The sequence below is a fragment of the Paraburkholderia kirstenboschensis genome, from assembly GCF_904848585.1.
GTDB classification, from domain to species: domain Bacteria; phylum Pseudomonadota; class Gammaproteobacteria; order Burkholderiales; family Burkholderiaceae; genus Paraburkholderia; species Paraburkholderia kirstenboschensis.
On sequence record NZ_CAJHCR010000001.1, the window covers coordinates 662,303 to 683,458 of the forward strand.

Below are 21,156 nucleotides of genomic sequence, written 5' to 3' on the forward strand. Positions count from 1 at the left end.
CATCCTTTGTTTTCTGCATGGCGCGCCATTTGATAGATATGAATGAAATGAACTCGAGTGATTTCGAAGCCCTTCTTACGGCGCAACGCAGCGCCATGATTCGAGAAATTCCGACATCACCCGCCGTCGTTTCAACTGAAACGCCGACGCTCACCAAAGCGGAACTTGCGGAGTTGCTGTTCGACAATGTCGGGCTCAACAAGCGGGAAGCGAAAGACATGGTGGAGGCGTTTTTCGAGGTGATCCGGGATGCGTTGGAGAGCGGCGACAGTGTGAAGCTGTCGGGCTTCGGCAACTTCCAGTTGCGCGACAAACCACAGCGTCCCGGCAGAAACCCGAAGACCGGCGAGGCAATCCCTATTGCCGCGCGCCGCGTTGTGACGTTCCATGCAAGTCAAAAGCTGAAGGCTCTGGTCGAGAACGGCGCGGAAGCGAGCTTCACGCGCTGATCGACTGGCGCGTTCCTGCGCAACCCACCACGACGGCTAACTGACGATGACAGCGACGATGGAAAAAGTCGTCTTGCCTCCGATTCCGGCGAAACGCTACTTCACGATTGGTGAGGTCAGCGAACTATGCGGCGTCAAACCGCATGTGTTGCGCTATTGGGAGCAGGAGTTTACGCAGTTGCGGCCTGTCAAGCGACGCGGCAATCGCCGGTACTATCAGCATCACGAGGTGCTGCTGATCCGGCGGATTCGTGAGTTGCTGTACGAGCAGGGCTTCACGATCAACGGTGCACGCAACCGCCTGGATTCACATGGCGGCGGCGCGCACAATGCGCCGGCTGAAATGGGCGAGCAGGTCGAAGGCTTCGTTCCGCCGGAGCCGACAGCACCCGCGGTCGCCGTCGACGTCGAGCAGTTGCGCAAGGAACTGCTGCACGTGATCGATCTGTTGAATCGCTAGTCGCTTTGTTGGCGCGGACGGTTCTCTTCGAATGAAGTGTCTGTTATAATTTTGTGCTGTTCGGGGCGTAGCGCAGCCTGGTAGCGTACCTGCATGGGGTGCAGGTGGTCGGAGGTTCAAATCCTCTCGCCCCGACCAAGATCAAAGCCGCACGCCGTAAGGCGTTGCGGCTTTTTCATTTCCTGCCGCACTGTGCGTTCGTACAGTACTGTTTAGACAGAATATTAGACGTTTGTCTAATATTCATGGCGTCGCTAGCACGGGGTCATGGGCTGGTAGAATCTGCCCTTGCGACTCGTACAGCCCTTTGCGCAATAACAATGACCGATTACGCCATTTGGCCCGCTGCTGCCACAACCGCTGGCTTGATTCTGGTCCTCACTCCAAAGAGGCTGTTCTCTAGGCTTGACACGCCAGATTTCAACTCGGCGAATCGGCTGCATTCACTGGATGGTCTGCGCGGACTGCTTGCGCTCGCGGTGTTTTTTCATCATTCGGTGCTGGGTCATTTCCGCCCGACTATAAGCGAACCCACATTTCCCTCTCCTTTCTACGACATGCTCGGATCGGTGGGCGTCGCGTTGTTTTTCATGATCACTGGGTTTCTCTTTTGGTCACGACTGATCAGCGCACAAACATCGATAAGTTGGATGCCACTGTACGTTAAGCGCTTTTTCCGCATCTCCCCACTATATTGTTTCGTGGCGATCGTGTATGGCTTGGCAACGCTACAGGCGGTAGGAATTCCAGTAGGAACATCACCCTTGCATATCGCTAAGCAGGCGGTGCAGTGGCTAGCGTTTGGCATGGTGCAAAACCCCGAGCCGTTTCTCAACTTTCCCAATACGCTGGGCATTATCGGGCAGTCGTGGTCGCTGTACTATGAATGGTTGTTCTATGCATCGTTACCGTTTCTCGCAGTCCTGGCGAAGAACCGGACAACGACTCCGATAGTTATCGCTGCCTTGGTGTTTGTGCTCTTCGTCGACGGTGTGATCGGCCCAGGCGCTCGGTATTTTGTCGCGCAGTTCCTGCTCGGGATGCTCGCGGCATCGATCGATCGAGAACACTCCGCCATTCGCGGTGACGGCCCGGGACGCTCGGTGATAGCGATTGCGTTGCTAGTCGGCGTTTTCTGGCTTTGTGACACAGCTTATGCGCAACTGGCGTCCGTGCTGCTCGGCGGGTTCTTCACGCTGGTCGCTTCCGGTACGTCGCTATTCGGCCTATTGAAACTGACTGGTGCCCGCCGACTAGGAGACATCAGCTACAGCTTGTATTTGACACATGGCGCTGTTCTCACATTCATGTTCACGTCTGGTCCACTACTCGATTTCTCGTTGACTGGCTCGCCTCAATTCTTCATGGCGCAAGCGATTTCAGCATTGGTGCTTTTGATGGTTTGCATCGCGACATACATGCTAATTGAAAAACCAGGTATAGCATTGGGCAGTTGGATCGCTGCTTTGCCATCAATTCAAGGGCGCCCTGCGGCTTCTCGCGCTCCTATCGATCAACACCCGACCACGGTGCAATCAGTCGAGAGAGCCGGCTGAAAGGATGGCTATATGCCGCTCGAATCTTTAGGCTGGGCCTGAGATTCCTAGTGCCAAACTAAGCAGTGTCCATCAGTTACCACGGCAGTTTCAAGTCGAGCGATGATGTCTCGGGTATAGCCTCGTTGATGTAAATTTCCGTCGTCTTTCCGGTCGTATGCGCGAGACGCGTCTGGATCTCTGCTCGTCCTTTGCCGGCCTTCGCCGCGTCAGTCGCGCCGAGCGCTCGCAGGTCTTTGAACTAGTACGCACCGCCTTTTTGCGTGGGGAAGAGGTACGGGCTGATAATCAGATACTTCTTTTTGATGGTCTTAGCGCGGTCAATCACCGCGCGTATCTGCGGCGTGATCTCCACATCGAGGACCTTGCCGCTCGTGCCAGCAGTCTTCGAGGGCTTGAAGCGAATCGTGGTGTCGGTGATTTGCGTCTCGAGCAGCATGCGCGCGTCGATGGCTCGCTGCCAAACGAGATAGGACATGTCGACGATGCATTGGAACATCGGACCAGATTCCGTCGGCAAGCCGTCCTTGCCGATCAGCGCGGCGTCGCGAATTGCTTTAATCGCTGCATGAGCCAGTAGCACTTCGCGGCGCTTCGTTTGATAGTCGGACAGGTCGAGCTGATCGCACGGGTTGTCCTGGCGAAAGCCTCTCTCGCTGACCGCGAACTTGAACATCTTCCGTAGCACGTTGGCGTACTTTTGCGCCGTGTTGTGCTTCGCGCGGAAGTTGTCGCGCAGGAAGTCGGGACAGTCCTTCGTCGTCACCTGGGCTACCGTGTAGTCTTCAAAGGCGGTCGCTATCACGTCGGCCATGCGCCGGTACTCTTTCTGCACCTCTTCGCTAAACCGGTTCAGCTTGCGGTCTTTCCAGTCAGCGCAAAGGCTCGGCATCGTGCCGTCGACCAAGCTCTTATTACCCAGCAACTCTCCAAGCTTGGAGTACATAGCCGGCTCGCCGTCGTCCATCGAGCAGAGCCGTATCCATGTTTGCATCTTGCCGGTCCATGGATTACGAAGCTTTGACGGCGCGTAGAAGTAGAACGCACCGTGTCTTTGATAGACCCGCTTTGGCATTCCGCGGTGTGTTTTGCGACGTCGATTCATTTCTTGCGCGAGATGGATTTGAGTTTGGGCCTGTCGTTCGCGGCGCGTTCAGGCGAGCCAACGGGATACAGGCAGTGCACGCGCATGACGAGAACCGAATTATCTGGCCGCCGGCGCGCGGGAGTCCCGAGCGACTTCAACGTCTCGATCTGCTTGCCCAGCCGCCGGTAGCCGGTCATGCGAACGATCTCTTCCTCAGTCAGGTCAATCGGTTGGTCTAGAACTGCTGCCATGTAACACCCCAGTGTTTGCGCGTGATTTCAATCATTCGTTGTGCTGCGGCGATCATGGCAAGTTGCCGTCCAACGATGGCGATGGATCGGGTCATCGTCTTTTTTACCGGTGCTATGATCATTCGTGAAACAGGGAGATCCACATGACCCCGCGCGGGAACTACCGCCAGTATTGGTACGAGATCTCGGTCACCTCCGTGGGCCCAACTGGTTCGCCATGGCAGGGCGAACTTAGACTTGGTAGGGAGGGATCCGAAGAGCCTATCGTAGACAGCCTCCTTGTCCCGGGTTACTTCGACACTGAACCCCAAGCTCGAGAGGCTGCTGACGCGTATGCGCGTGTCTATGTCGATCAACTGTGACGGCACGGCTGTACCTGTCTGCGCGCCGGATGGGGCGGTGGTCATGGTGTCAGTGCCTCTTCACGTATGGGTTGTTCTCGTGGTCCGTAAGCCTGCGATGTAGTCAAGGCTCACGCCGAATAGCTTTGCCAGCTCAGCGGCCATCGTCAGTCCCGGCATGTGCTCATCGCGCTCGACTTCGCAGAGGTACGTCTGGCTCATGCGGATGCGCTGCGCTACCGATGACGCAGACAGTCGCGCGTCGGTACGCAATCGCCTGAGTCGGCCGCCGATGGTTTCAGTCACATCGTGCATAGCTCCTCCGCTGTAAATAGTCCCTTCTGCGCCGGGGGCGACCGACTGTTGATTCGCTCGGTCCATGCCTTTGCCTCGTGCCAGTCGTTTGCATTGCGACCCTGCTTGCGAGCTGCAAAGCTCCACGCCATCGAGTCCGCGGTGTACAGGAGAGCCCGTACGATCCACGACGACAGCGCCGTCGACTTCAGGCCGAACCCGTGCAGTCGCAGATCGGGACGCACCGCCTTGATCGCCATCAGTACGGCCTCAATCGATCGTGGATCGCCGTTCCGCTTACACACCGATCCAACGCCAACCCACGCACCATGCTTCAGGCGGTCGCCATGCATTTCGATGTGGCGCACATAGTCTTGCGGCGAGTAGCCTTGCAGCACCGGCATGATGTAGACGCCGTCGACATCGCACTTCATCAGCGCGTCGTAACGCTCGATCGTCATCTGCTGGTGTTCGAGGATCGTCTTGCCCGTGATCTTCAGCATGTGGGCCTCGCACATGAAATCCTGAGCGACTGCGGCCAGCAGATTCCCGTTCTCCGACCAGCGCTTGATTTGTTCTGCGTACACGCTCACATCCTCCGGATAGTCGCGCCGAGCCATGCGTTATCGGGCGAGCATGGCGTTTCGAGGCAATCAGGATCGAATCGATACCGAGCCGTCTCGCTGATCATCGACATAACATTGCCGATCCGCTTCGTCAGCAGCAGCCAGTCGAGGTCAGGCGTCTGCCCGCTCAGTTGGAGAGATCGCGGCGCCACGTCGGATCGACGGCGTTGTCCAACGTCAGCGAGTGAGGCCGTAGCTAGCCTTGCCCGGCCAAGCTTTGTGAGAGCGACGAACCTCACGTATAACGCGAAATAGACAGCCACGCCGACAGCTTCGCCGACCAATCCAGCTTCAAACCCGGACCATAAAATGGGCAAAGCTTCATTTTCCCCAACAGGTGCGGAAAGCAACACAAGCGTTGCCCAGACTTTGATAGCCTTTGTCGTACTAAAGGCCAGGGTCGGTCGTTGCGTAGCCGGTATGACGCGTGATTCGATACCTGCGGAGAGTACTTCATGCGAGGAGGGCTTCGTCATGCTGCGGTGGCTTGTTAACCTGATTGCATATCACGCGCCGACTGCCGAGAAACAGGCTGAAAAAGCGCTGAAAACTTTGCGCATGGAGCTGTTTCAGGCTGAGCAGCGTGTCATGGACGCGCAAATGCATGCGGATTACTATCGCTTCCGAATCACTTTTTGCGAGAAGGTTTTACAAAAGGGTATTGAGCAGGTGTCCGACGAGCGAAGAAGTCGTGAAGAGGTTGTCCATGAATTGCGTTCCGGACTCAAACTTACGGCGTTGCAATAGCGCAGGATTCAGCAAAGCGCCCCACGCCGCTGCTTAGTCATTCGAGAACAAGGACCTGCCCGGTCGCACAAAGCTGCCAGATTGCACATGGCGTTCGGAGATCAATCCGTCGACGGTGCGCAATACGACAGGCTGGATTGCGCCTTGGCCGGTTAGACCTGCTGCTTATACTCGTCGACAGTCGGCTGGCTGATCTCCTCTGGGACGACGCTGGCCGTCTCGCGCTGTACGTGCGCCGCTTGCACGCTGGCACTGACGCAGCACGGCCCCCTTCAAGTGCTGTTCTCAATGCTGCGCGTAATGCTTTTCGATGCCTTGTGCGAGTTGCGTCACGAGCCGCGTCATGGCCACCTGGGTCCGCCATGCAACATGCGGCGTCACGATCAGATCGGTGCGCTCGCTGGACAGCAGCGGATGATCTGGCGCGGGCGGCTCCTGCTCGAGGACGTCGAGCGCGGCATTTGCGATCAGCTTGCGGTCGAGTGCCTCGATCAGCGCGCCCTCGTCGACGATACCGCCGCGCGCGGCGTTCACAAGTGACGCGCTGCGCTTCATTCGCTCGAATTCGGCGAGACCGAACAGATGCCGCGTTTCGTCGGTAAGCGGGCAATGCAGGCTGATCGTATCGGCCTCACGCAGCACCTGGTCAAATGCCACATAGCCGTCGCGCACGCAACTCGCGCGCTTGCGCTCCGCGAACAGCACCCGCATGCCGAACGCACCGGCCAGTTCGGCAAGACGCTTTCCACCGTGACCCGCACCGACGATACCGAGCGTCGATCCGTGCAGATCCTGGATCGGATGCAGTTCGGCGTAGAAGGTGGGTGATCCGCTCCAGCCGCCGGCATAAACGTCGCGCCAGTAAGGCATAAGGTTGCGGCGAAGTGCGAGCATCAACGCGAACGCGTGCTCGGGCACGGAGATCGTCGAATAGCCCGGACACGCGACGATACCAATGCCCCGTTTACGGCATGTTTCGGTGTCCAGATGATTGACGCCTGCGGCCGGCACGCCGATCAGTTCCAGTCGCGGCAACTGCTCGATCACATCGCCCGACAGTGGAACCTTGTTGGTCACGACGATATGCGCGTCGCGGCAACGCTCCAGCACGTGTTCCGGCGTCGTAGACGGATATTCGACCCAGCGATGCGGAAACGGAAAATCCGGTAGATCGGCCGACAGCGTCGCGCGGTCAAGAAAGACGATGGTTTTCAACAAGCTGCTCCACTTCATTAACGTTCGGACGGGCCCGTGGACACGGTGTCGAGCATGCGTTTCTTTCCCGTCTGCACGTGATTCTCGAAAGCCTCCGCAGCCGCGTCGGCTTGGCCCGCGCGTAGCGCCTCGAAAAGTTCGCGGTGTTCTTTCGAGGAGCGCTGCATCTGCGTGAATGAATACACGCCCTTGTGAAGGTAGAGCGTCAGCTCGTCTTCGACGGCCTGATTGATTGTGATCAACCGCGGATTCTTGGTCGCCGCCATCAACTGACGGTGGAACTCGGTGTTCAGGGTCTGATACTGACGGCTATCGCGCTCGGCCACGGCCGCGTCCATCTGGTCAAGGAGGAGCCCGAGCAGATGCTCCTCGTCGGTCGTCAGGCGCAGTGCGGCGAGACGTCCCGCCGTGCGTGCGAGTCCGGCGCGGATTTCGTAGAGGTCCATTGCCTCTTCCAGCGACAGCCGCCGCACTTCCGCGCCCCGGTTCGGCACGATGCGTACGAGCCCCGCCTGTTCAAGCGAGCGTAGCGCCTCACGCGCCGAATTACGGCCGACGCCGATCTGGTTGGCGAGCGCCTGCTCGTTCACGCGTTCACCGGGGCGCAACTCGCCCCGCTGGATCATGGCGCGCACCTGATCGCGGATGTCGTCGAGTTTCGACGCGATCACCTCCGGTGCGCGGGCGTTCACCTTGCTGTTCGGTGCACCATTGAGCGCGCTTTTCATGACGATTGCCTTGTCTGTGCCATTTTTTCGATGCCTATTTTACGTACAGAAAACCTACCGATACCCATGGAACCAGCACTATTACGATGAGGGCCCCGGCCAATGCCCCCAGATACGGCCAAACGCGGCGCATCGCGGTGGTCGGGTCCACCTTGCTGACCGCGCACGCCGCATAGAAGCCAAGGCCGAGCGGGGGCGCGAACAGGCCCAGTCCCATCGCGAACACCACGACCATTGCATAGTGCACATCCGAGATGCCCATCGCGCGCGCGATGGGGAACAGCAGCGGCCCGAATAGTACGATCGCCGGGATTCCTTCGAGAAAGCTGCCGAGTATCACGAACGTAATCGCGGAGATCGCCAGGAAGCCGAGCTTGCCCCCCGGCGCAGCCATCATCATAGAGGCGAGTTGCGCGGAGAAGCCTGACTGCGTGAGCGCCCATCCCATCGCGGTTGCACACCCGATGATGATCAGAATCGCTCCGGACAGCGACGCCGCTTCCACCAGAATAGGATAGAGCCGGCTCCAGTCGAAGCGGCGATACAGTAGCAAACCCACAGCACAGGTATAAGCCACGCCGATTGTCGCCACCTCCGTCGCCGTCGCGACGCCTTCCACCACGGCCGCGCGAATCACGAAGGGCAGCGCGAGCGCAGGCAGCGAGATCAGAAATGCGCGGCCGATCTCGGCCCGGGAGGCCCGTTGCACGCCTTGCAGGCTTTCCCTGCGGCTCTTGAACCAGATCACTGCCGCGAGCGCTACCGCGCCGACCACGGCGGGCATGAAGCCGCCTGTGAACAGCGCCGCGATCGAAACGCCCGTCACCGAACCAATCGTTATCAGCACGAGGCTGGGCGGAATGGTTTCCGACATGGCCGCCGCCGAACTGAGCATTGCGACGAGGTCGCCTTCGTTTGCGCCGCGCTTTTTCATTTCCGGGAACAGGCCCGGCGCGAGCGCGGCCATATCCGCCACCTTCGAGCCGGAGATGCCGGACACGAGGTACATGGCGCCGATTAGCACGTAGGCGAGGCCGCCCCGCTTGTGTCCGATCAGCGAAGCGAGGAAACGGATCATCGCTTCGGCAAGTCCCATCGCCTCCATTAGTGCGCCCAGCAGGATGAACAGCGGGACGGCGAGCAGGATCAGGCTCGACATTCCCTGATTCATCGTGCTCACGACAATGGTCAACGGTGCGCCAGTGACGGTTGCAAGATAAGCAAACGTGCACACACCGAATGCGACCATGATCGGCACACCGAGACAGATGATCGTGATTACGCCGACGGCGAAAAAAAGAATCAGGCTCACCGCGGTCAGCGGCGCGAGCGCTTGCCGCGCGATGTAAAGCGCTATTGCAACACCGGCCACGAGCGCGAAAGCCTTCAGGCAATCGCGAAGCGACGAGCGCTCGAGCAACCGTGTAATGGCGAGCACGAGCATCAGCACAGCCGCCACGGGAATCGCGGCCGCGGGAATCGCATTGGGCAGATCGAGCGCCGGCGTGCTGATGATCCATTCGTTCATCGCCCACTCGGTTGCCGGCCGAACCAGCAGCAGCACGAAAGTCATCACGATGAAATTTCCGACTGTCTCCGCAAACGCGCGATTTTGCGGGGACATCCTGGCGACGAACATCGTCAGTCGCATATGTTCGCCGCGGCGCAGCGCCACCACTGCGCCCAGCATCGACAGCCAGATGAACAGGATCGACGCAAGTTCGTCACCCCAGATCAACGGATCCTGCAACACGTAGCGGCAGAAAACGTTGGTGAGGAGCAGCACCACTTCGGCCAACAGCAGCAAAGCAGCTGGCACTTCGGTGATCCACTTGATGGCCGTTTCGAGTGTGCTGCCGACGCGCACGACCTTCGATGCCGCAGGTCGTTCCTTCGGCGCGCCCATGTCGTGGGCGAACACCTGCTCGGGATGAACTCGGGAAGTCATGACTCGTTCTCCAGAAACTCTTCGGTGGTCCGTGCTCATGCGAGCTTCTGCGTGTACTTCTCGAGCAACGCCCAGGCTTCATCGCCGTATTTCTTGCGCCACTGGTCGTAGAAGCCGGCCTTTTGCAGCGAGGCGCGGAACGGCTGGATGTCGGGTTTGTTGAACGCCATGCCGTGCGATCGCAACGTTTCGACGAGCGATGTGCTCAGTGCCGCGACGTCCGCCCGTTCAGCCACCGCGGCCGCATTCAGGTGTTTCGCCACGATCGTCTGTAAGTCCGGTGGCAGGTTGCCCCACGAACGCGCGTTGGCAAGGAACCAGAAGCCGTCCCAGATATGGCCGGTCAACGAGCAGTACTTCTGGACTTCATAGAAGCGGCCTGTTTCGATCAGCGCGAGCGGGTTTTCTTCCGCGTCGACCACCTTGGTTTGCAGTGCCGAATAGGCCTCGCTGAAGTTGATGCTGGTGGGCGAGGCGTCGAGCGCCTTGAACATCGAAGTCCAAAGAGGGCTGACCGGCACGCGGATCTTCAGGCCCTTGAGGTCGGTCGGACTTAGCACCGGCTTGACCGAGCTCGTGAGATGGCGAAAGCCGTTGTCCCACGGTTTTTCCATCGCGATGAGGCCCACCTTCGAAACCGCCTTGCGGATGTGGCTGCCGAGCTCGCCGTCCATCGCCGCCCATACCTGGTTGTAGTCCTTGAACGCGAAGCCGATGCCGTTGATCGCGGAGACCGGCACCAGCGTCGACAGCACCACGCCACCTTGAGTGAGAAAGTCGATGGCCCCCGAACGAACCTGCGACAGCATGTCGGTATCCGTTCCCATCTGACCGTTCGGGAAAATCTGCAACTCCACGCGGCCGCCGGTTTCCTTCTTGATGGCGTCCGCCGCCTCTTTTGCGCGGACATTGAGCGGATGGGACATCGCCAGGTTGTTCGCGTACTTCAACTTGAACTGCGCGGTCTGGGCGCGAGCCGACGATGGGAACAAACCGGTCCCGGTTGTCGCCACCGCGGCTGCTCCGAGGGTTTGAAGAAAGGTACGACGGGAATACGAACTCATTTTGTCTCGCTCCATGGAAAGGGAGGGTGCATGACGCATTCGGCGGCGCCGCGGCGTTCTTTTTAGCGATTCGTCGACATTGAAAGTGCATGCGACAGATCCTGTTTCGCTGACACACACTCTAAAAGTGTTGACACTTAGCTGTCAAGGTGTTGATATAAGAAAAAGAGTGCATGCACTGAAACACCGGGAAAGCACCTGGAAGACAGGTAGTCCGTAATACTTATAGGAGGAGGCAATGGAACTAGAAGGGCACTATCGCGAGCACGGCTTGCTGATCGCCGGTCGCTGGCAGCCTGCGACGGCTGACAACGGGCAGGTTTCGATCAATCCGGCGACCGAAGAGCGGCTGGGCTATATGCCGCTGGCCACGCCGGCACAGGTCACAGAGGCCATCGATGCCGCGACCGAGGCTTCAGCCGCAATGCGCAAGCTCACACCGTGGGAGCGCACAGCACTGCTGCGCCGAGCCGCAACGCTTATCCGCGAACGCGCGCCGCAGCTCGCACGAATCGTGGCACTGGAAACCGGCAAGCCGATTGCCCAGGCCAATGGGGAAGCCAACGCGTCAGCCGAGTCGATCGACTGGTTCGCCGACGAAGCACGCCGTGTGTTCGGCATGTCATACGAAAGCCGCGTCAAGGGCGGACGGTATCTGGTGCATTACGAGCCGCTCGGTGTGGTCGCCGCCTTCACGCCGTGGAATTTCCCGCTGCTGCTGCTGGCCCGCAAGATGGGACCGGCGCTGGCCGCCGGCAACGCGCTCGTGATCCGGCCGTCAAATGAAGCGGCCGGTGCGACGATGGCACTGGTGCGCTGCTTCCTCGACGCCGGGTTCCCCGAGGGCGCGGTCAATCTGGTGATTGGCAAAGCCGACGCAATTACGCCGACGGTCATGGCCGATCCACGCGTGGCGAAGATCAGCTTCACCGGCTCGGTGCCCATCGGCCGTCAGATCGTCGAGATGTCCGCGAAGACGCTCAAAAAGGTCACGATGGAACTCGGCGGCCATGCGCCCGTGATCGTGCATCGCGACGCGGACATTGATGCTTTCGCGCATCTCGCGTCGCTGGGCAAGTTCCGCAATGCGGGCCAGGTTTGCGCGTCGCCGACGCGGTTCTATATCCACGAATCGATTTTCGACAAGACTGTGAAGGCGCTGGTCGAGCGCTCGAAGGCGCTACGCGTCGGCGATCCGCTTCAGCAGAACACCGACCTCGGTCCGCTGACCACGTCGAAGCGCCGCGAGGCGATTGAACGCCTCGTCGACGAAGCCGTGAGTGAAGGCGCGAGCGTGCTATGCGGTGGCCGCCGTCCATCGCAATCCGGCCGTGGCTGGTTCTACGAGCCGACACTCATCGCTAATCCCGCTCCGCACATTGGCCTGATGAACGACGAGCCATTCGGCCCGGTCGGCACTCTGAACCGGTTCACGACGATGGACGAAGTCATCACCGAAGCGAACCGGCTGCCATTCGCGCTTGCGGCCTATGTCTTTACGCGCTCGATGCGCAACACGCTGGAAACAACCGAGCGCTTGCAGGCCGGCGTAGTCGGCGTGAATACGTTCGTGGCGTCGACGGCGGAGACGCCGTTCGGCGGCAGTAAGGACAGCGGATTTGGACGTGAAGGTGGTCCGAACGCAATCCGCGACTACCTGGACACCAAATTCATCAACCTCGAACTGGCTGACGACGAGCCGCTCGACGCAACCGCCTGAATGGAATCCATCATGCAAAGCATCAAGAATCACGCAAAAGCGCAATTGGCCGCAGGTGAATTGGCCCTCGGCATGGGGCTGCGCCAGGCTCGCACTGTCGACATCGCGCAGATCGCGCAGACGGCTGGCTTCGACTGGCTGTTCATCGACATGGAACACAATTCCATGGACATCGACACCGCCGCGCAGATCTGCGCCGCAGCTCTGGTGGGCGGTGTGACGCCGATCATCCGCGTGCCGGGCCACGAGCCGTTCCACGCCACACGGCTGCTCGATACCGGCGCGATGGGCATCGTGGTGCCGCACGTCAGTACGCCCGAACAGGCCGTGCAGATCGCCAATATGTGCCGCTTCCCGCCGGCGGGCGGGCGGTCGATCCCGGGCATGCTGCCGCAGGTCGGCTTCGAGGCTCTTCCTATCGCCGATGTGGTTCGGGCGATCAACGACGAGGTGCTCGTCGTAGCAATGATAGAAACCCGCGAAGGCCTCGAGAACGCCGACGCGATCGCGGCGGTGCCGGGCATCGACGTGCTGCTGGTCGGCACGACCGACCTTGCGGCGGATCTGGGTATCACTGGACAGCTTGGCCATACGCGTGTGGCGGCCGCCATCGACGCCGTGTGCGCCGCATGCCACCGGCACGGCAAGGTACCGGGCGTGGGCGGCGTGTACGACGAAGCGCTGATGACCGCCTACGTGCAGAAAGGCGCGCGTTTCATTCTCAGCGGCTCGGATCTCGCGTTTCTGATGACGGGGGCGAAGTCGCGTTCGCAAATGCTGCGTGCAATTCCGCTCGGGCAGGCGGACGAACTCTTGGCGCAACGCAAGGTGTCCTGACCGGACAAGGAGGAGACACAGTGAATCCCGAATACGCAAGCAATCTCGTCAACCGGCGCGACCTTAAACCGTATCTGAACGCCGATCAATTCGAATTCCGCGATTCAGTGAATCGTGTGCTGACGCGCCACGCGTCGCCGGAATATGTCCGTCAGTGCGACGAAGAAAAGCGCTTCCCAGCGGAACTCGTAAAGGTGGCCGCGGAACAGGGCTGGTTCGGCATCACGCTGCCCGAAGAGTACGGCGGCGTCGGCGGCTATCTTGACATGGCCGCCTATCTGGAGATCGTCGCCTATCACACGATCGCGCTTGCGCGCTTCTGGAATGCGAACGTGAACATGGTGGGCGGCGCGCTGGCGCGTTTCGCGCCGGACGATATCAAACGCGAGGTGTTGCCGAAGCTCGCTGAAGGTCGTGCCTTTCTCGCCTTCGCCCTAAGCGAAAACGGCTCCGGCTCAGACGCTGCCTCGCTGACGACGCGCGGCGTGGCTGACGGAAACGACTTCATACTGGACGGCACCAAGATGTGGATTTCCGGCGCGATGCAGGCCGACTATATCTTGACCGCTGTGCGCACGAATCCAGAAGCGAAGAAGCACGACGGGATCAGCCTCTTTCTGGTACCGAAGGAATCCAAGGGCCTCACGATCAATCCGATCGACCTGCTCGGCGGCCACGCCATTCGCACCTGCGAAGTGGTGTACGACGGCGTGCGTGTTCCCAGAGAAATGATTGTGGGCGGCCTGCACGTGGGCTGGAAGAAGCTCACCACGGTGCTGTCGAAGGAGCGCATCGCTTTGTCGGCGATGTGCGTGGGCGGCGCTCAGGCTGCGATCGATCTTGCACGCTGGTATGCGAACGATCGCAAGCAGTTTGGGCAGTCGATCATCGATTTCCAGGCGGTGTCGCACTTGCTCGCCGACATGCAGACTCGCGTCGATGCTGCTCGCATGATGGCGTTTCGCGCGGCCAAACTGCTCGACCAGGGCGAAACGTGCGACGTCGAGTCGTCACAGGCGAAGTACTTCGCGTCGGATACGTACGTGCAGGTCGCCACTGACGGCATCCAGATCATGGGCGCCAATGGCTACTCCGCCGAATACGCGATGCAGCGCCATTACCGCGAAGCCAAGATGTTTCAGATCTTCGGCGGCACCAATCAAATCCAGCGCAACATCGTGGCGCGCGCGCTTAAATCGTAAGCGGAGACAGACGTGACGGCAGCTCAGACATTGGAGAAACTCGGCTTTGGCGTCGACTACGCGCAAGCCGACGTAGTAGTGGTTGGCGGTGGTGGCGCGGCTTCGCGTGCAGCCGTGTCGGCGGCGCAAGCCGGTGCGAAGGTCCTCGTGCTGGCAAAGGCGCCGGTCGGGCAGGGCGGCAGCACCGTGCACGGCGCGAGCGAAATCATGAGCATGGGAGCGGCCGGCTATGGCAGCGCCGACGACAGCGCCACGGTGCATTACGAAGACACGATGCGTCCGGCGGGCGGCTTCATCGACCGCGAGCTGGTGCGCGTGCTGGCGGAGGACGCACCGAAGCGCATTGCTGACCTGATCAGACTCGGCGTGCCGTTCGACCGCGTCAACGATGGCTATAAACTCATCCGCAGCGACTTCGGCACGTATGCGCGCGCGCTGGGCGTGAAGGGAAAAACAGGCAAAGCTTTCGTGAGCGCGCTCGCGGACGAAGCGAGGAAGCTCGGCGTAGAGACGCGTCAGCCAGCGGCGCTCATCGACCTGTTGCGTGATTCAAGTGGGCGCGTAAGCGGCGTGGTCGCGATGGATCTGGCATCGCGGCGGCTGCTGGTGGTCTCCGCGAACGCCGTTGTGCTTGGCACCGGCGGTGCGCACGGTCTGTTCTCGCAGCAAGTCTCGACAGCAGAAATGACCGGCGACGGCCAAGCCATCTGCTTCCGCCATGGCGCCGAACTTGTGAACATGGAGTTCCACCAGTTCGGACCGGCGATGGTTCATCCTTACGTGCAACTCTTCAGCAAGTCCTGCTTCATTCTGCATCCGAAAATGCTCAATCGCGACGGTCGCGAATTCCTCGCGGATTACCTGCCGGCAGGCGTGACGCCCGAAGCCGCGATGGACGAGAAAGTGTTCCCCTTCACGATCTCGAACGAATCGCGCTACATCGATATCGCGATCGCAACGGAAATCGCTCAGGGCAGAGGTACGGAGCGCGGTGCGGTGCACTTCTCGTTCGCCGACATTCCGGACGAGCGGTTGGCGGCCACTATTCCGAACACCTTGCGCTGGATGCGCGCGAAGGGACTCGACCCGAAGCGCGATCTGCTCGACGTCGGGATTGCGTTCCAATGCCTGAACGGTGGCGTGCGGATGACGAACACCGACGCGATGTCGACCATCGAGGGGCTATTCGTAGTGGGGGAACTCGCGGGCGGCGTGCGCGGCCCGGATCGTCCGGGAGGCAACTCGCTTGCCGAAGGTCAGGTTTTCGGTCATCGCGCAGGCGCCGGCGCGGCCGCGTTTGCGCGCGACAGCGGCGCGCCGGGGGAGCACGACGTAGCGCCGCTCGCAACGCGCCTCGGAACAGCGCTAAAACCGAATGCCTCGTTCGACGCTCAACGTATCGCCGCCGATCTGCGCGCGGCGATGCAAGCGCATTGCCTCGTCGAGAAGACGCAGAGCGGTCTGAACATCGCGTTAGCCGCCGTTCGCGAGGCGCGCGCGCAGTTCACCGCGGGTGGCGCTGCCACGCCGCCGCAAGCGATCGATGCGTTGACGATCGACAACATGGCGACCACTGCCGAAGTTATCTTGCAGGCGTGTATCGAGCGGCGCGAGTCGCGCAGCAGCCACTACCGCACCGACTTTCCCCAGCGCGACGATGCCGGTTTCGGCCATGCGTTGACCATCACGCGTGGTGAGGCCGACCCGTTCCGTCTCGCCTTCGGCGTGCTCGATTACCCGCGCGCGGAATTTACGAACGCATCGCATTTGCAGGCGACACATCATGGATAAGAAGCAAGTCGGCCCGTTGTCGGGCTACCGCATTCTCGATCTCACCGTCATGACCGCTGGTCCGGTCGGTACCGTGCTGCTCGCCGACCTCGGCGCGGACGTGGTCAAAGTCGAGGAGCCCATGGCGGGTGACCTCTCGCGCAAACTGGGCAATCAATTCGTCCAGGGCGAAAGCGTGCAGTTCCTCTCGCAAAACCGCAACAAGCGCAGCATCCGCCTCGACCTGAAGTCGCCGAAAGGGCGGGATGCGTTTTTGCGCATGGCGGAGCGGGCGGATGTTGTCGTCGAGAACTTTCGGCCGGGCACGGTGGATCGGCTGGGCATCGGCTACGAGGCCGTCAAGGCGCGCAATCCGAAGATCGTCTACGCCAGCGTGTCGGCGTTCGGACAAAACGGTCCCTACGCCGCATGGCCCGCGAACGATCCGATCGTGCAGGCAGTGGCCGGTCTCATGGACATGACGGGTGAAGCGGGCGGCAATCCAGTCCGGCTCGGTGCGCCGTTGCCGGACTTCGGCGCGGCGGCGCTGCTCGCGTTTGGGATTTCGGCCGCGTTGCTACATCGCGAACGGCATGGCGAAGGGCAGCGCATCGATACGTCGCTGCTCTCGGCTGCGCTTTTCAGCACCATTCCGCGCGACGGCGAGACGCTGAGAAGCGGCAAAGCGCCGGAGCGTCTCGGCAGCGGGCATCCGACGATGGTGCCGTACCGCAACTATCAGGGCTCCGACGGCCGATATTTCTTTGCGGCCTGCTTCACCGAGAAATTCTGGCAGAACCTCTGCCGCGCGCTGGGCCGCGAAGAATTGCTGAGCGATGAACGCTTCATCGGCAACACCGCGCGAACTGCGAATCGGCATGCACTCGACGTCATCCTCGAGCAGCACTTTCTGCTGCATACCGCCGAGTATTGGGTAGCGCATCTGAGCGCTGCGGACGTGCCATGCGCGGTCGTGCAGGACTATCACACTGCGCTGACGCAGGACCCGCAGATCGCGCATAACCATGCGGTTGTCGAGATCGAGCATCCGGTCGCGGGAAGGGTGACGAACATCGCGAGTCCGGTGAATTTTCACAGCAGCCCTGTCGCCTACCGCCGTCCGCCGCCTACGCTCGGACAACATACGGCCGAAGTACTTGCCGAATACGGCTTCGGCGAGGAGGAGATCGCAGCGCTGGAAGGCCGTGAACTAGCCGCTGCCGGAGCGAAGTCATGAAATCGTACACAGCGGACTATGTGATCGTCGGCGCGGGAACGGCGGGCTGCGTGCTCGCAAACCGTCTGACCGAAGATCCAACCGTCAAAGTGATTCTGGTCGAGGCCGGCGAGCGCGATCGTCACCCGTTCATCCACGTGCCGGCAGGCTTCGTGCGATTGCTCGATCATCCCACTGTGACATGGCGCTATCGCACTGAGGCCGACGCCGGGACGAGTGGCCGTGCCATTCTATTTCCTCGCGGACGCGGGCTCGGCGGCTCCAGTGCCATTAACGGCCTGCTGTATGTGCGCCCGTTTGCGGAAGATATCGATAGCTGGGAGCGGTCGGGTGCGAATGGCTGGAACTTCGACAACTGTCTGCCGTTTTACAGCCGCTCGGAAACGTGGACCGAGGGCAGCAGCCCGCAACGAGGCACGCACGGTCCGATCCAGGTCAGCCGCGTGAAGAACCCGCCGGAGATTTGCGGTGCGGTCGTCCAGGCCGCCCAGAAGGCGGGTCTCGATTTCGTCGATGATCCGAACAGCGACACGCGCGGTCCGTCGATCTGGTACTACCAGCAAACGCGCGACGGACGTCGCCGGTCGAGCGCAGCGCGCGGTTATCTACGGCCGGCAATGGCGCGCCCGAACCTTACGGTAGTGACCGGCCTTCAGGTGTCTACGCTCGAGATGAACGGCACGCATGTGAGCGGCATCAATGGGACGACGGGCGCGGGCATTCCGGTGCAGATCCGCGCGACCCGCGAGGTGATTCTGAGCGCGGGTGTGGTCGGCACGCCGAGGCTGCTCGAAATGAGTGGCATCGGCGACAAGGCTGTGCTGGACAATGCAGGCGTTAAAACACGGATCGCGTTGCCTGGCGTGGGCAACAATTTGCAGGACCACTATGTCGTTCGGCTCGGCTATAGAGTGCGCGGTGCCGGTACGGCGAACGAGCGCGCGCACGGTCTTGCGCTCGCGCGCGAGATGATGCGCTACGTCGTGTCAGGGACCGGCGTATTGACCTATAGCGCGGCGCTCGTCGGCGGCTTTGCTCAGACGCGCCTCGCCACCCGTCCGGACGTGCAGTTCGTGATCGCGCCCGGCAGCTTTGCCGAGGGGCGGATCGGCGTGCTGGAGTCGGAGCCCGGTGTCTCGTGCGGCGTCTGGCAGATGCGCCCGGAGAGCCGTGGGCATGTGCACATCACCAGCAGCGAGATCACGGCGGCGCCGACTATTGCACCGTCATACCTGAGCAGTGAACTCGACCGCAACACGATGGTGGAAGGACTCAAGATTGGCCGGCGGATCTTCGCTCAACCCGAGGTCGCCCGTTATATCGTCGATGAAACCGTACCGGGCCGTCAGGCCGACACCGATGAAGCGCTACTGCAATACGTGCGTGACAATGGCTCGACTGTGTACCACGCGGTTGGTACCTGTCGGATGGGCGAGGACGAAATGAGCGTTGTCGATTCTGAAATGCGGGTGCGCGGAACGACAGGCCTGCGCATCGTCGACGGCTCGGTGATGCCGTCGATAACCTCGACCAACACCAATGCGACGGTGCTAATGCTGGCTGAGCGCGCGGCGGACATGATCCGTTCGCCAATGGCGGCGCACGCGTCGTCGACGTATTCGAAGGAGACGGTATGAAACTGCTGGTGAGTGTCAAGCGGGTGGTCGATTACAACGTGAAGGTCCGGGTCAAGTCGGACGGCACGGGCGTCGACATTGCCAACGTGAAGATGTCGATGAATCCGTTCGACGAAATCGCGGTTGAAGAAGCAGTGCGTCTCAAAGAAGCGGGCGTGGCGACCGAAGTGATCGCGGTGTCGGCCGGTGTCACGCAATCGCAGGAAACGCTGCGCACGGCGCTTGCCATCGGCGCGGATCGCGCGATCCTGATCGAGTCGGCGGAAGAATTGCAGCCGCTGGCGGTCGCCAAGCTGCTCAAGGCGCTCGTCGACAAGGAGCAGCCGCAACTGGTGATTCTCGGCAAGCAGGCCATCGACGACGATTCGAACCAGACCGGTCAGATGCTTGCCGCACTGGCTGGCCTGCCGCAGGCAACGTTCGCGTCGAAGGTTGTCGTGGCCGACGGCAAGGCAACGGTTTCGCGCGAAGTGGATGGCGGTGCAGAGACGCTGTCGCTCACGCTGCCCGCGGTGGTCACCACCGACCTGCGCCTGAACGAGCCGCGCTACGTGACGCTGCCGAACATCATGAAGGCGAAGAAAAAGCCGCTCGAAACGATCAGGCCTGAAGACCTGGGCGTCGATGTCACGCCGCGTCTGAAAACGCTGAAGGTTGTCGAGCCGCCCAAGCGCTCTGCCGGTGTGAAGGTGCCGGATGTGAAGACGCTGGTCGAGAAGCTGAAGACCGAAGCCAAGGTGCTGTGAGCAGCGCACGGAGACGAATGAAATGACGAATCTTGTGAATCTTGTAATAGCAGAACACGACAACGCGTCGATCAAGGCCGCGACGCTGCATACGATTGCAGCCGCGCAGAAAGTCGGCGGCGATGTTCATGTGCTGGTCGCAGGTCAGAATGCGCAGGCTGCAGCGGATGCGGCGGCGAAGATTGCCGGCGTTTCCAAAGTGTTGCTGGCCGACGCGCCGCAACTGGCCGCAGGGCTCGCTGAAAACATCGAAGCAACGGTGCTGAACATTGCGAAGGACTACTCGCACATCTTCGCGCCGGCCACCGCCTACGGCAAGAACATCGCGCCGCGTATTGCCGCGAAGCTCGACGTCGCGCAGATCAGCGATATCACCGCAGTCGATTCCGCCGACACGTTCGAGCGCCCGATCTACGCGGGTAACGCCATTGCCACGGTGCAGTCGGCTGATCCGATCAAGGTCATCACCGTACGCACGACGGGCTTCGACGCAGTTGCAGCCGAAGGCGGCAGCGCGACGGTAGAGAAGATCGAAGCCGCCGCGGACGCGGGCATCTCGCAGTTCGTCAGCCGCGAAGTGACGAAGCTGGATCGTCCTGAACTGACGTCGGCGAAGATCATCGTGTCGGGCGGGCGCGGCCTGGGCAACGGCGAGAACTACACGAAGGTTCTCGAGCCGCTGGCGGACAAGCTGAACGCGGCGCTGGGCGCATCGCGCGCGGCAGTGGACGCAGGCTTCGTGCCGAACGACTATCAGGTCGGCCAGACCGGCAAGATCGTCGCGCCGCAACTGTATGTGGCAGTAGGTATCTCAGGCGCGATCCAGCATCTCGCTGGAATGAAGGACAGCAAGGTGATCGTCGCGATCAACAAGGATCCGGAGGCGCCGATTTTCAGCGTCGCCGATTATGGTCTCGTGGGTGATCTGTTCACGGTCGTGCCTGAATTTCGCAATGCGTTGAAGTAGCTAAGCCCTCATCTCTCACACGACGGAGGTTGCAGCCAAGTGCGCCAGTATCCGATATGCATGAATGGAACTGGCGCTTTCAAGGTATTGATATCTACAACGCTGACGCGGGCAAGCAGTTCGATGATCGGTTCACCGGACCCGACACGAAACGCGCGAGGCCCGCGAGCAGCAACAGGGTAACGCAACGGAAACGGGAAGCGGCCAACGCCCACCAAGGCCGCCACGAAGTTCAGGCGCATCGGCGCGGACATCCTTGTCCCGCTCGCAGGCG

Annotated in this window: 21 protein-coding genes and 1 tRNA gene; 13 read left to right on the forward strand and 9 right to left on the reverse strand. The window is 60.9% G+C overall.

Annotated elements, in window-relative coordinates:
- Positions 1–38: 38 nt before the first annotated feature.
- The 4 genes from JMY24_RS03060 (at position 39) to JMY24_RS03075 (ending at position 2,465) form a co-directional block, all read left to right on the forward strand.
- Positions 39–449, forward strand: a complete 411-nt coding sequence (locus JMY24_RS03060) for an integration host factor subunit alpha (protein ID WP_012433735.1) — start codon at positions 39–41, stop codon at positions 447–449.
- 46 nt (positions 450–495) lie between these two features.
- Positions 496–909 carry a MerR family transcriptional regulator gene (locus JMY24_RS03065; protein ID WP_128585173.1) on the forward strand — a complete coding sequence of 138 codons (414 nt, stop codon included), beginning with the start codon at positions 496–498 and terminating at the stop codon, positions 907–909.
- Between the two features lie 61 nt (positions 910–970).
- Positions 971–1,047: transfer RNA gene (locus JMY24_RS03070), tRNA-Pro, on the forward strand.
- 182 nt (positions 1,048–1,229) lie between these two features.
- On the forward strand, positions 1,230–2,465 hold the full coding sequence (locus JMY24_RS03075) for an acyltransferase family protein (RefSeq protein ID WP_201701377.1): 1,236 nt from the start codon (positions 1,230–1,232) through the stop codon (positions 2,463–2,465).
- 241 nt (positions 2,466–2,706) lie between these two features.
- On the opposite strand, the gene JMY24_RS03080 is transcribed toward JMY24_RS03075, so the two are convergent.
- From JMY24_RS03080 to JMY24_RS03100, 5 genes are all read right to left on the reverse strand, one after another.
- A complete protein-coding gene (locus tag JMY24_RS03080; RefSeq protein WP_128595521.1) occupies positions 2,707–3,459 on the reverse strand; it encodes a phage integrase central domain-containing protein in 753 nt (250 codons plus the stop codon).
- Positions 3,460–3,566: 107 nt separating this feature from the next.
- Positions 3,567–3,803 carry a DUF4224 domain-containing protein gene (locus JMY24_RS03085; RefSeq protein WP_128595520.1) on the reverse strand — a complete coding sequence of 79 codons (237 nt, stop codon included), beginning with the start codon at positions 3,801–3,803 and terminating at the stop codon, positions 3,567–3,569.
- A 422-nt stretch (positions 3,804–4,225) separates the two neighbouring features.
- The gene (locus JMY24_RS39555; RefSeq protein WP_128595519.1) at positions 4,226–4,525 is read right to left on the reverse strand and encodes a helix-turn-helix domain-containing protein; all 300 of its coding nucleotides are present in this window, start codon (positions 4,523–4,525) and stop codon (positions 4,226–4,228) included.
- Positions 4,447–5,025, reverse strand: coding sequence for a deazapurine DNA modification protein DpdA family protein (locus JMY24_RS03095; RefSeq protein WP_128595518.1), 579 nt, complete (start codon positions 5,023–5,025; stop codon positions 4,447–4,449). The genes JMY24_RS39555 and JMY24_RS03095 overlap by 79 nt, the downstream gene beginning before the upstream one ends.
- Before the next feature lie 2 nt (positions 5,026–5,027).
- Complete coding sequence (locus JMY24_RS03100) at positions 5,028–5,417, reverse strand: DUF5131 family protein (RefSeq protein ID WP_236597333.1); 390 nt, start codon at positions 5,415–5,417, stop codon at positions 5,028–5,030.
- Here JMY24_RS03100 and JMY24_RS38220 point away from each other — a divergent pair.
- A complete protein-coding gene (locus JMY24_RS38220) occupies positions 5,374–5,811 on the forward strand; it encodes a hypothetical protein (protein ID WP_236597340.1) in 438 nt (145 codons plus the stop codon). The genes JMY24_RS03100 and JMY24_RS38220 overlap by 44 nt on opposite strands.
- A gap of 285 nt (positions 5,812–6,096) precedes the next feature.
- Here the strand turns inward: JMY24_RS38220 and JMY24_RS03110 are convergent, their stop codons facing one another.
- The 4 genes from JMY24_RS03110 to JMY24_RS03125 form a co-directional block, all read right to left on the reverse strand.
- Complete coding sequence (locus tag JMY24_RS03110) at positions 6,097–7,026, reverse strand: D-2-hydroxyacid dehydrogenase (RefSeq protein ID WP_236597308.1); 930 nt, start codon at positions 7,024–7,026, stop codon at positions 6,097–6,099.
- A gap of 17 nt (positions 7,027–7,043) precedes the next feature.
- Positions 7,044–7,754 (reverse strand): GntR family transcriptional regulator, encoded by a 711-nt coding sequence (locus JMY24_RS03115; protein WP_128595515.1) that lies wholly within the window; start codon positions 7,752–7,754, stop codon positions 7,044–7,046.
- A 34-nt stretch (positions 7,755–7,788) separates the two neighbouring features.
- Positions 7,789–9,660 (reverse strand): TRAP transporter large permease, encoded by a 1,872-nt coding sequence (locus JMY24_RS03120; protein WP_201701581.1) that lies wholly within the window; start codon positions 9,658–9,660, stop codon positions 7,789–7,791.
- Positions 9,661–9,737: 77 nt separating this feature from the next.
- Positions 9,738–10,766, reverse strand: coding sequence for a TRAP transporter substrate-binding protein (locus tag JMY24_RS03125; protein ID WP_128595514.1), 1,029 nt, complete (start codon positions 10,764–10,766; stop codon positions 9,738–9,740).
- Between the two features lie 238 nt (positions 10,767–11,004).
- Between JMY24_RS03125 and JMY24_RS03130 the strand changes: the two genes are divergently transcribed.
- Genes JMY24_RS03130 through JMY24_RS03165 form a run of 8 tightly spaced genes read left to right on the forward strand, consistent with a single transcriptional unit; the run spans position 11,005 to position 20,882 of the window.
- Positions 11,005–12,486 carry an NAD-dependent succinate-semialdehyde dehydrogenase gene (locus tag JMY24_RS03130; RefSeq protein WP_128595513.1) on the forward strand — a complete coding sequence of 494 codons (1,482 nt, stop codon included), beginning with the start codon at positions 11,005–11,007 and terminating at the stop codon, positions 12,484–12,486.
- A gap of 12 nt (positions 12,487–12,498) precedes the next feature.
- On the forward strand, positions 12,499–13,323 hold the full coding sequence (locus JMY24_RS03135) for an HpcH/HpaI aldolase family protein (RefSeq protein ID WP_164853553.1): 825 nt from the start codon (positions 12,499–12,501) through the stop codon (positions 13,321–13,323).
- Positions 13,324–13,343: 20 nt separating this feature from the next.
- Positions 13,344–14,525 carry an acyl-CoA dehydrogenase family protein gene (locus JMY24_RS03140; RefSeq protein ID WP_128595511.1) on the forward strand — a complete coding sequence of 394 codons (1,182 nt, stop codon included), beginning with the start codon at positions 13,344–13,346 and terminating at the stop codon, positions 14,523–14,525.
- Between the two features lie 12 nt (positions 14,526–14,537).
- Entirely contained in the window at positions 14,538–16,316 is a 1,779-nt protein-coding gene (locus JMY24_RS03145) for an FAD-dependent oxidoreductase (RefSeq protein ID WP_201701378.1), read from the forward strand.
- Positions 16,309–17,532, forward strand: coding sequence for a CaiB/BaiF CoA transferase family protein (locus JMY24_RS03150; RefSeq protein WP_128597836.1), 1,224 nt, complete (start codon positions 16,309–16,311; stop codon positions 17,530–17,532). Before JMY24_RS03145 ends, JMY24_RS03150 begins: the two co-directional genes overlap by 8 nt.
- On the forward strand, positions 17,529–19,169 hold the full coding sequence (locus JMY24_RS03155) for a GMC family oxidoreductase (RefSeq protein WP_128597835.1): 1,641 nt from the start codon (positions 17,529–17,531) through the stop codon (positions 19,167–19,169). The genes JMY24_RS03150 and JMY24_RS03155 overlap by 4 nt, the downstream gene beginning before the upstream one ends.
- Positions 19,166–19,915, forward strand: coding sequence for an electron transfer flavoprotein subunit beta/FixA family protein (locus JMY24_RS03160; protein ID WP_201701379.1), 750 nt, complete (start codon positions 19,166–19,168; stop codon positions 19,913–19,915). The genes JMY24_RS03155 and JMY24_RS03160 overlap by 4 nt, the downstream gene beginning before the upstream one ends.
- Before the next feature lie 22 nt (positions 19,916–19,937).
- Positions 19,938–20,882 carry an electron transfer flavoprotein subunit alpha/FixB family protein gene (locus JMY24_RS03165; RefSeq protein ID WP_201701380.1) on the forward strand — a complete coding sequence of 315 codons (945 nt, stop codon included), beginning with the start codon at positions 19,938–19,940 and terminating at the stop codon, positions 20,880–20,882.
- Positions 20,883–21,156: the final 274 nt, after the last annotated feature.

What these genes read in the sequence shown, in the direction of transcription:
- JMY24_RS03135 (WP_164853553.1), top strand. Translation starts at nt 12,499, where the DNA reads ATGCAAAGCATCAAGAATCACGCAAAAGCGCAATTGGCCGCAGGTGAA.
- JMY24_RS03155 (WP_128597835.1), top strand. Translation starts at nt 17,529, where the DNA reads ATGAAATCGTACACAGCGGACTATGTGATCGTCGGCGCGGGAACGGCG.
- JMY24_RS03160 (WP_201701379.1), top strand. Translation starts at nt 19,166, where the DNA reads ATGAAACTGCTGGTGAGTGTCAAGCGGGTGGTCGATTACAACGTGAAG.
- JMY24_RS03075 (WP_201701377.1), top strand. Translation starts at nt 1,230, where the DNA reads ATGACCGATTACGCCATTTGGCCCGCTGCTGCCACAACCGCTGGCTTG.
- JMY24_RS03150 (WP_128597836.1), top strand. Translation starts at nt 16,309, where the DNA reads ATGGATAAGAAGCAAGTCGGCCCGTTGTCGGGCTACCGCATTCTCGAT.
- JMY24_RS39555 (WP_128595519.1), bottom strand. Translation starts at nt 4,525, where the DNA reads ATGGACCGAGCGAATCAACAGTCGGTCGCCCCCGGCGCAGAAGGGACT.
- JMY24_RS03085 (WP_128595520.1), bottom strand. Translation starts at nt 3,803, where the DNA reads ATGGCAGCAGTTCTAGACCAACCGATTGACCTGACTGAGGAAGAGATC.
- JMY24_RS03120 (WP_201701581.1), bottom strand. Translation starts at nt 9,660, where the DNA reads ATGGGCGCGCCGAAGGAACGACCTGCGGCATCGAAGGTCGTGCGCGTC.
- JMY24_RS03165 (WP_201701380.1), top strand. Translation starts at nt 19,938, where the DNA reads ATGACGAATCTTGTGAATCTTGTAATAGCAGAACACGACAACGCGTCG.
- JMY24_RS03065 (WP_128585173.1), top strand. Translation starts at nt 496, where the DNA reads ATGACAGCGACGATGGAAAAAGTCGTCTTGCCTCCGATTCCGGCGAAA.
- JMY24_RS03125 (WP_128595514.1), bottom strand. Translation starts at nt 10,766, where the DNA reads ATGAGTTCGTATTCCCGTCGTACCTTTCTTCAAACCCTCGGAGCAGCC.
- JMY24_RS38220 (WP_236597340.1), top strand. Translation starts at nt 5,374, where the DNA reads ATGGGCAAAGCTTCATTTTCCCCAACAGGTGCGGAAAGCAACACAAGC.
- JMY24_RS03060 (WP_012433735.1), top strand. Translation starts at nt 39, where the DNA reads ATGAATGAAATGAACTCGAGTGATTTCGAAGCCCTTCTTACGGCGCAA.
- JMY24_RS03115 (WP_128595515.1), bottom strand. Translation starts at nt 7,754, where the DNA reads ATGAAAAGCGCGCTCAATGGTGCACCGAACAGCAAGGTGAACGCCCGC.
- JMY24_RS03130 (WP_128595513.1), top strand. Translation starts at nt 11,005, where the DNA reads ATGGAACTAGAAGGGCACTATCGCGAGCACGGCTTGCTGATCGCCGGT.
- JMY24_RS03080 (WP_128595521.1), bottom strand. Translation starts at nt 3,459, where the DNA reads ATGCAAACATGGATACGGCTCTGCTCGATGGACGACGGCGAGCCGGCT.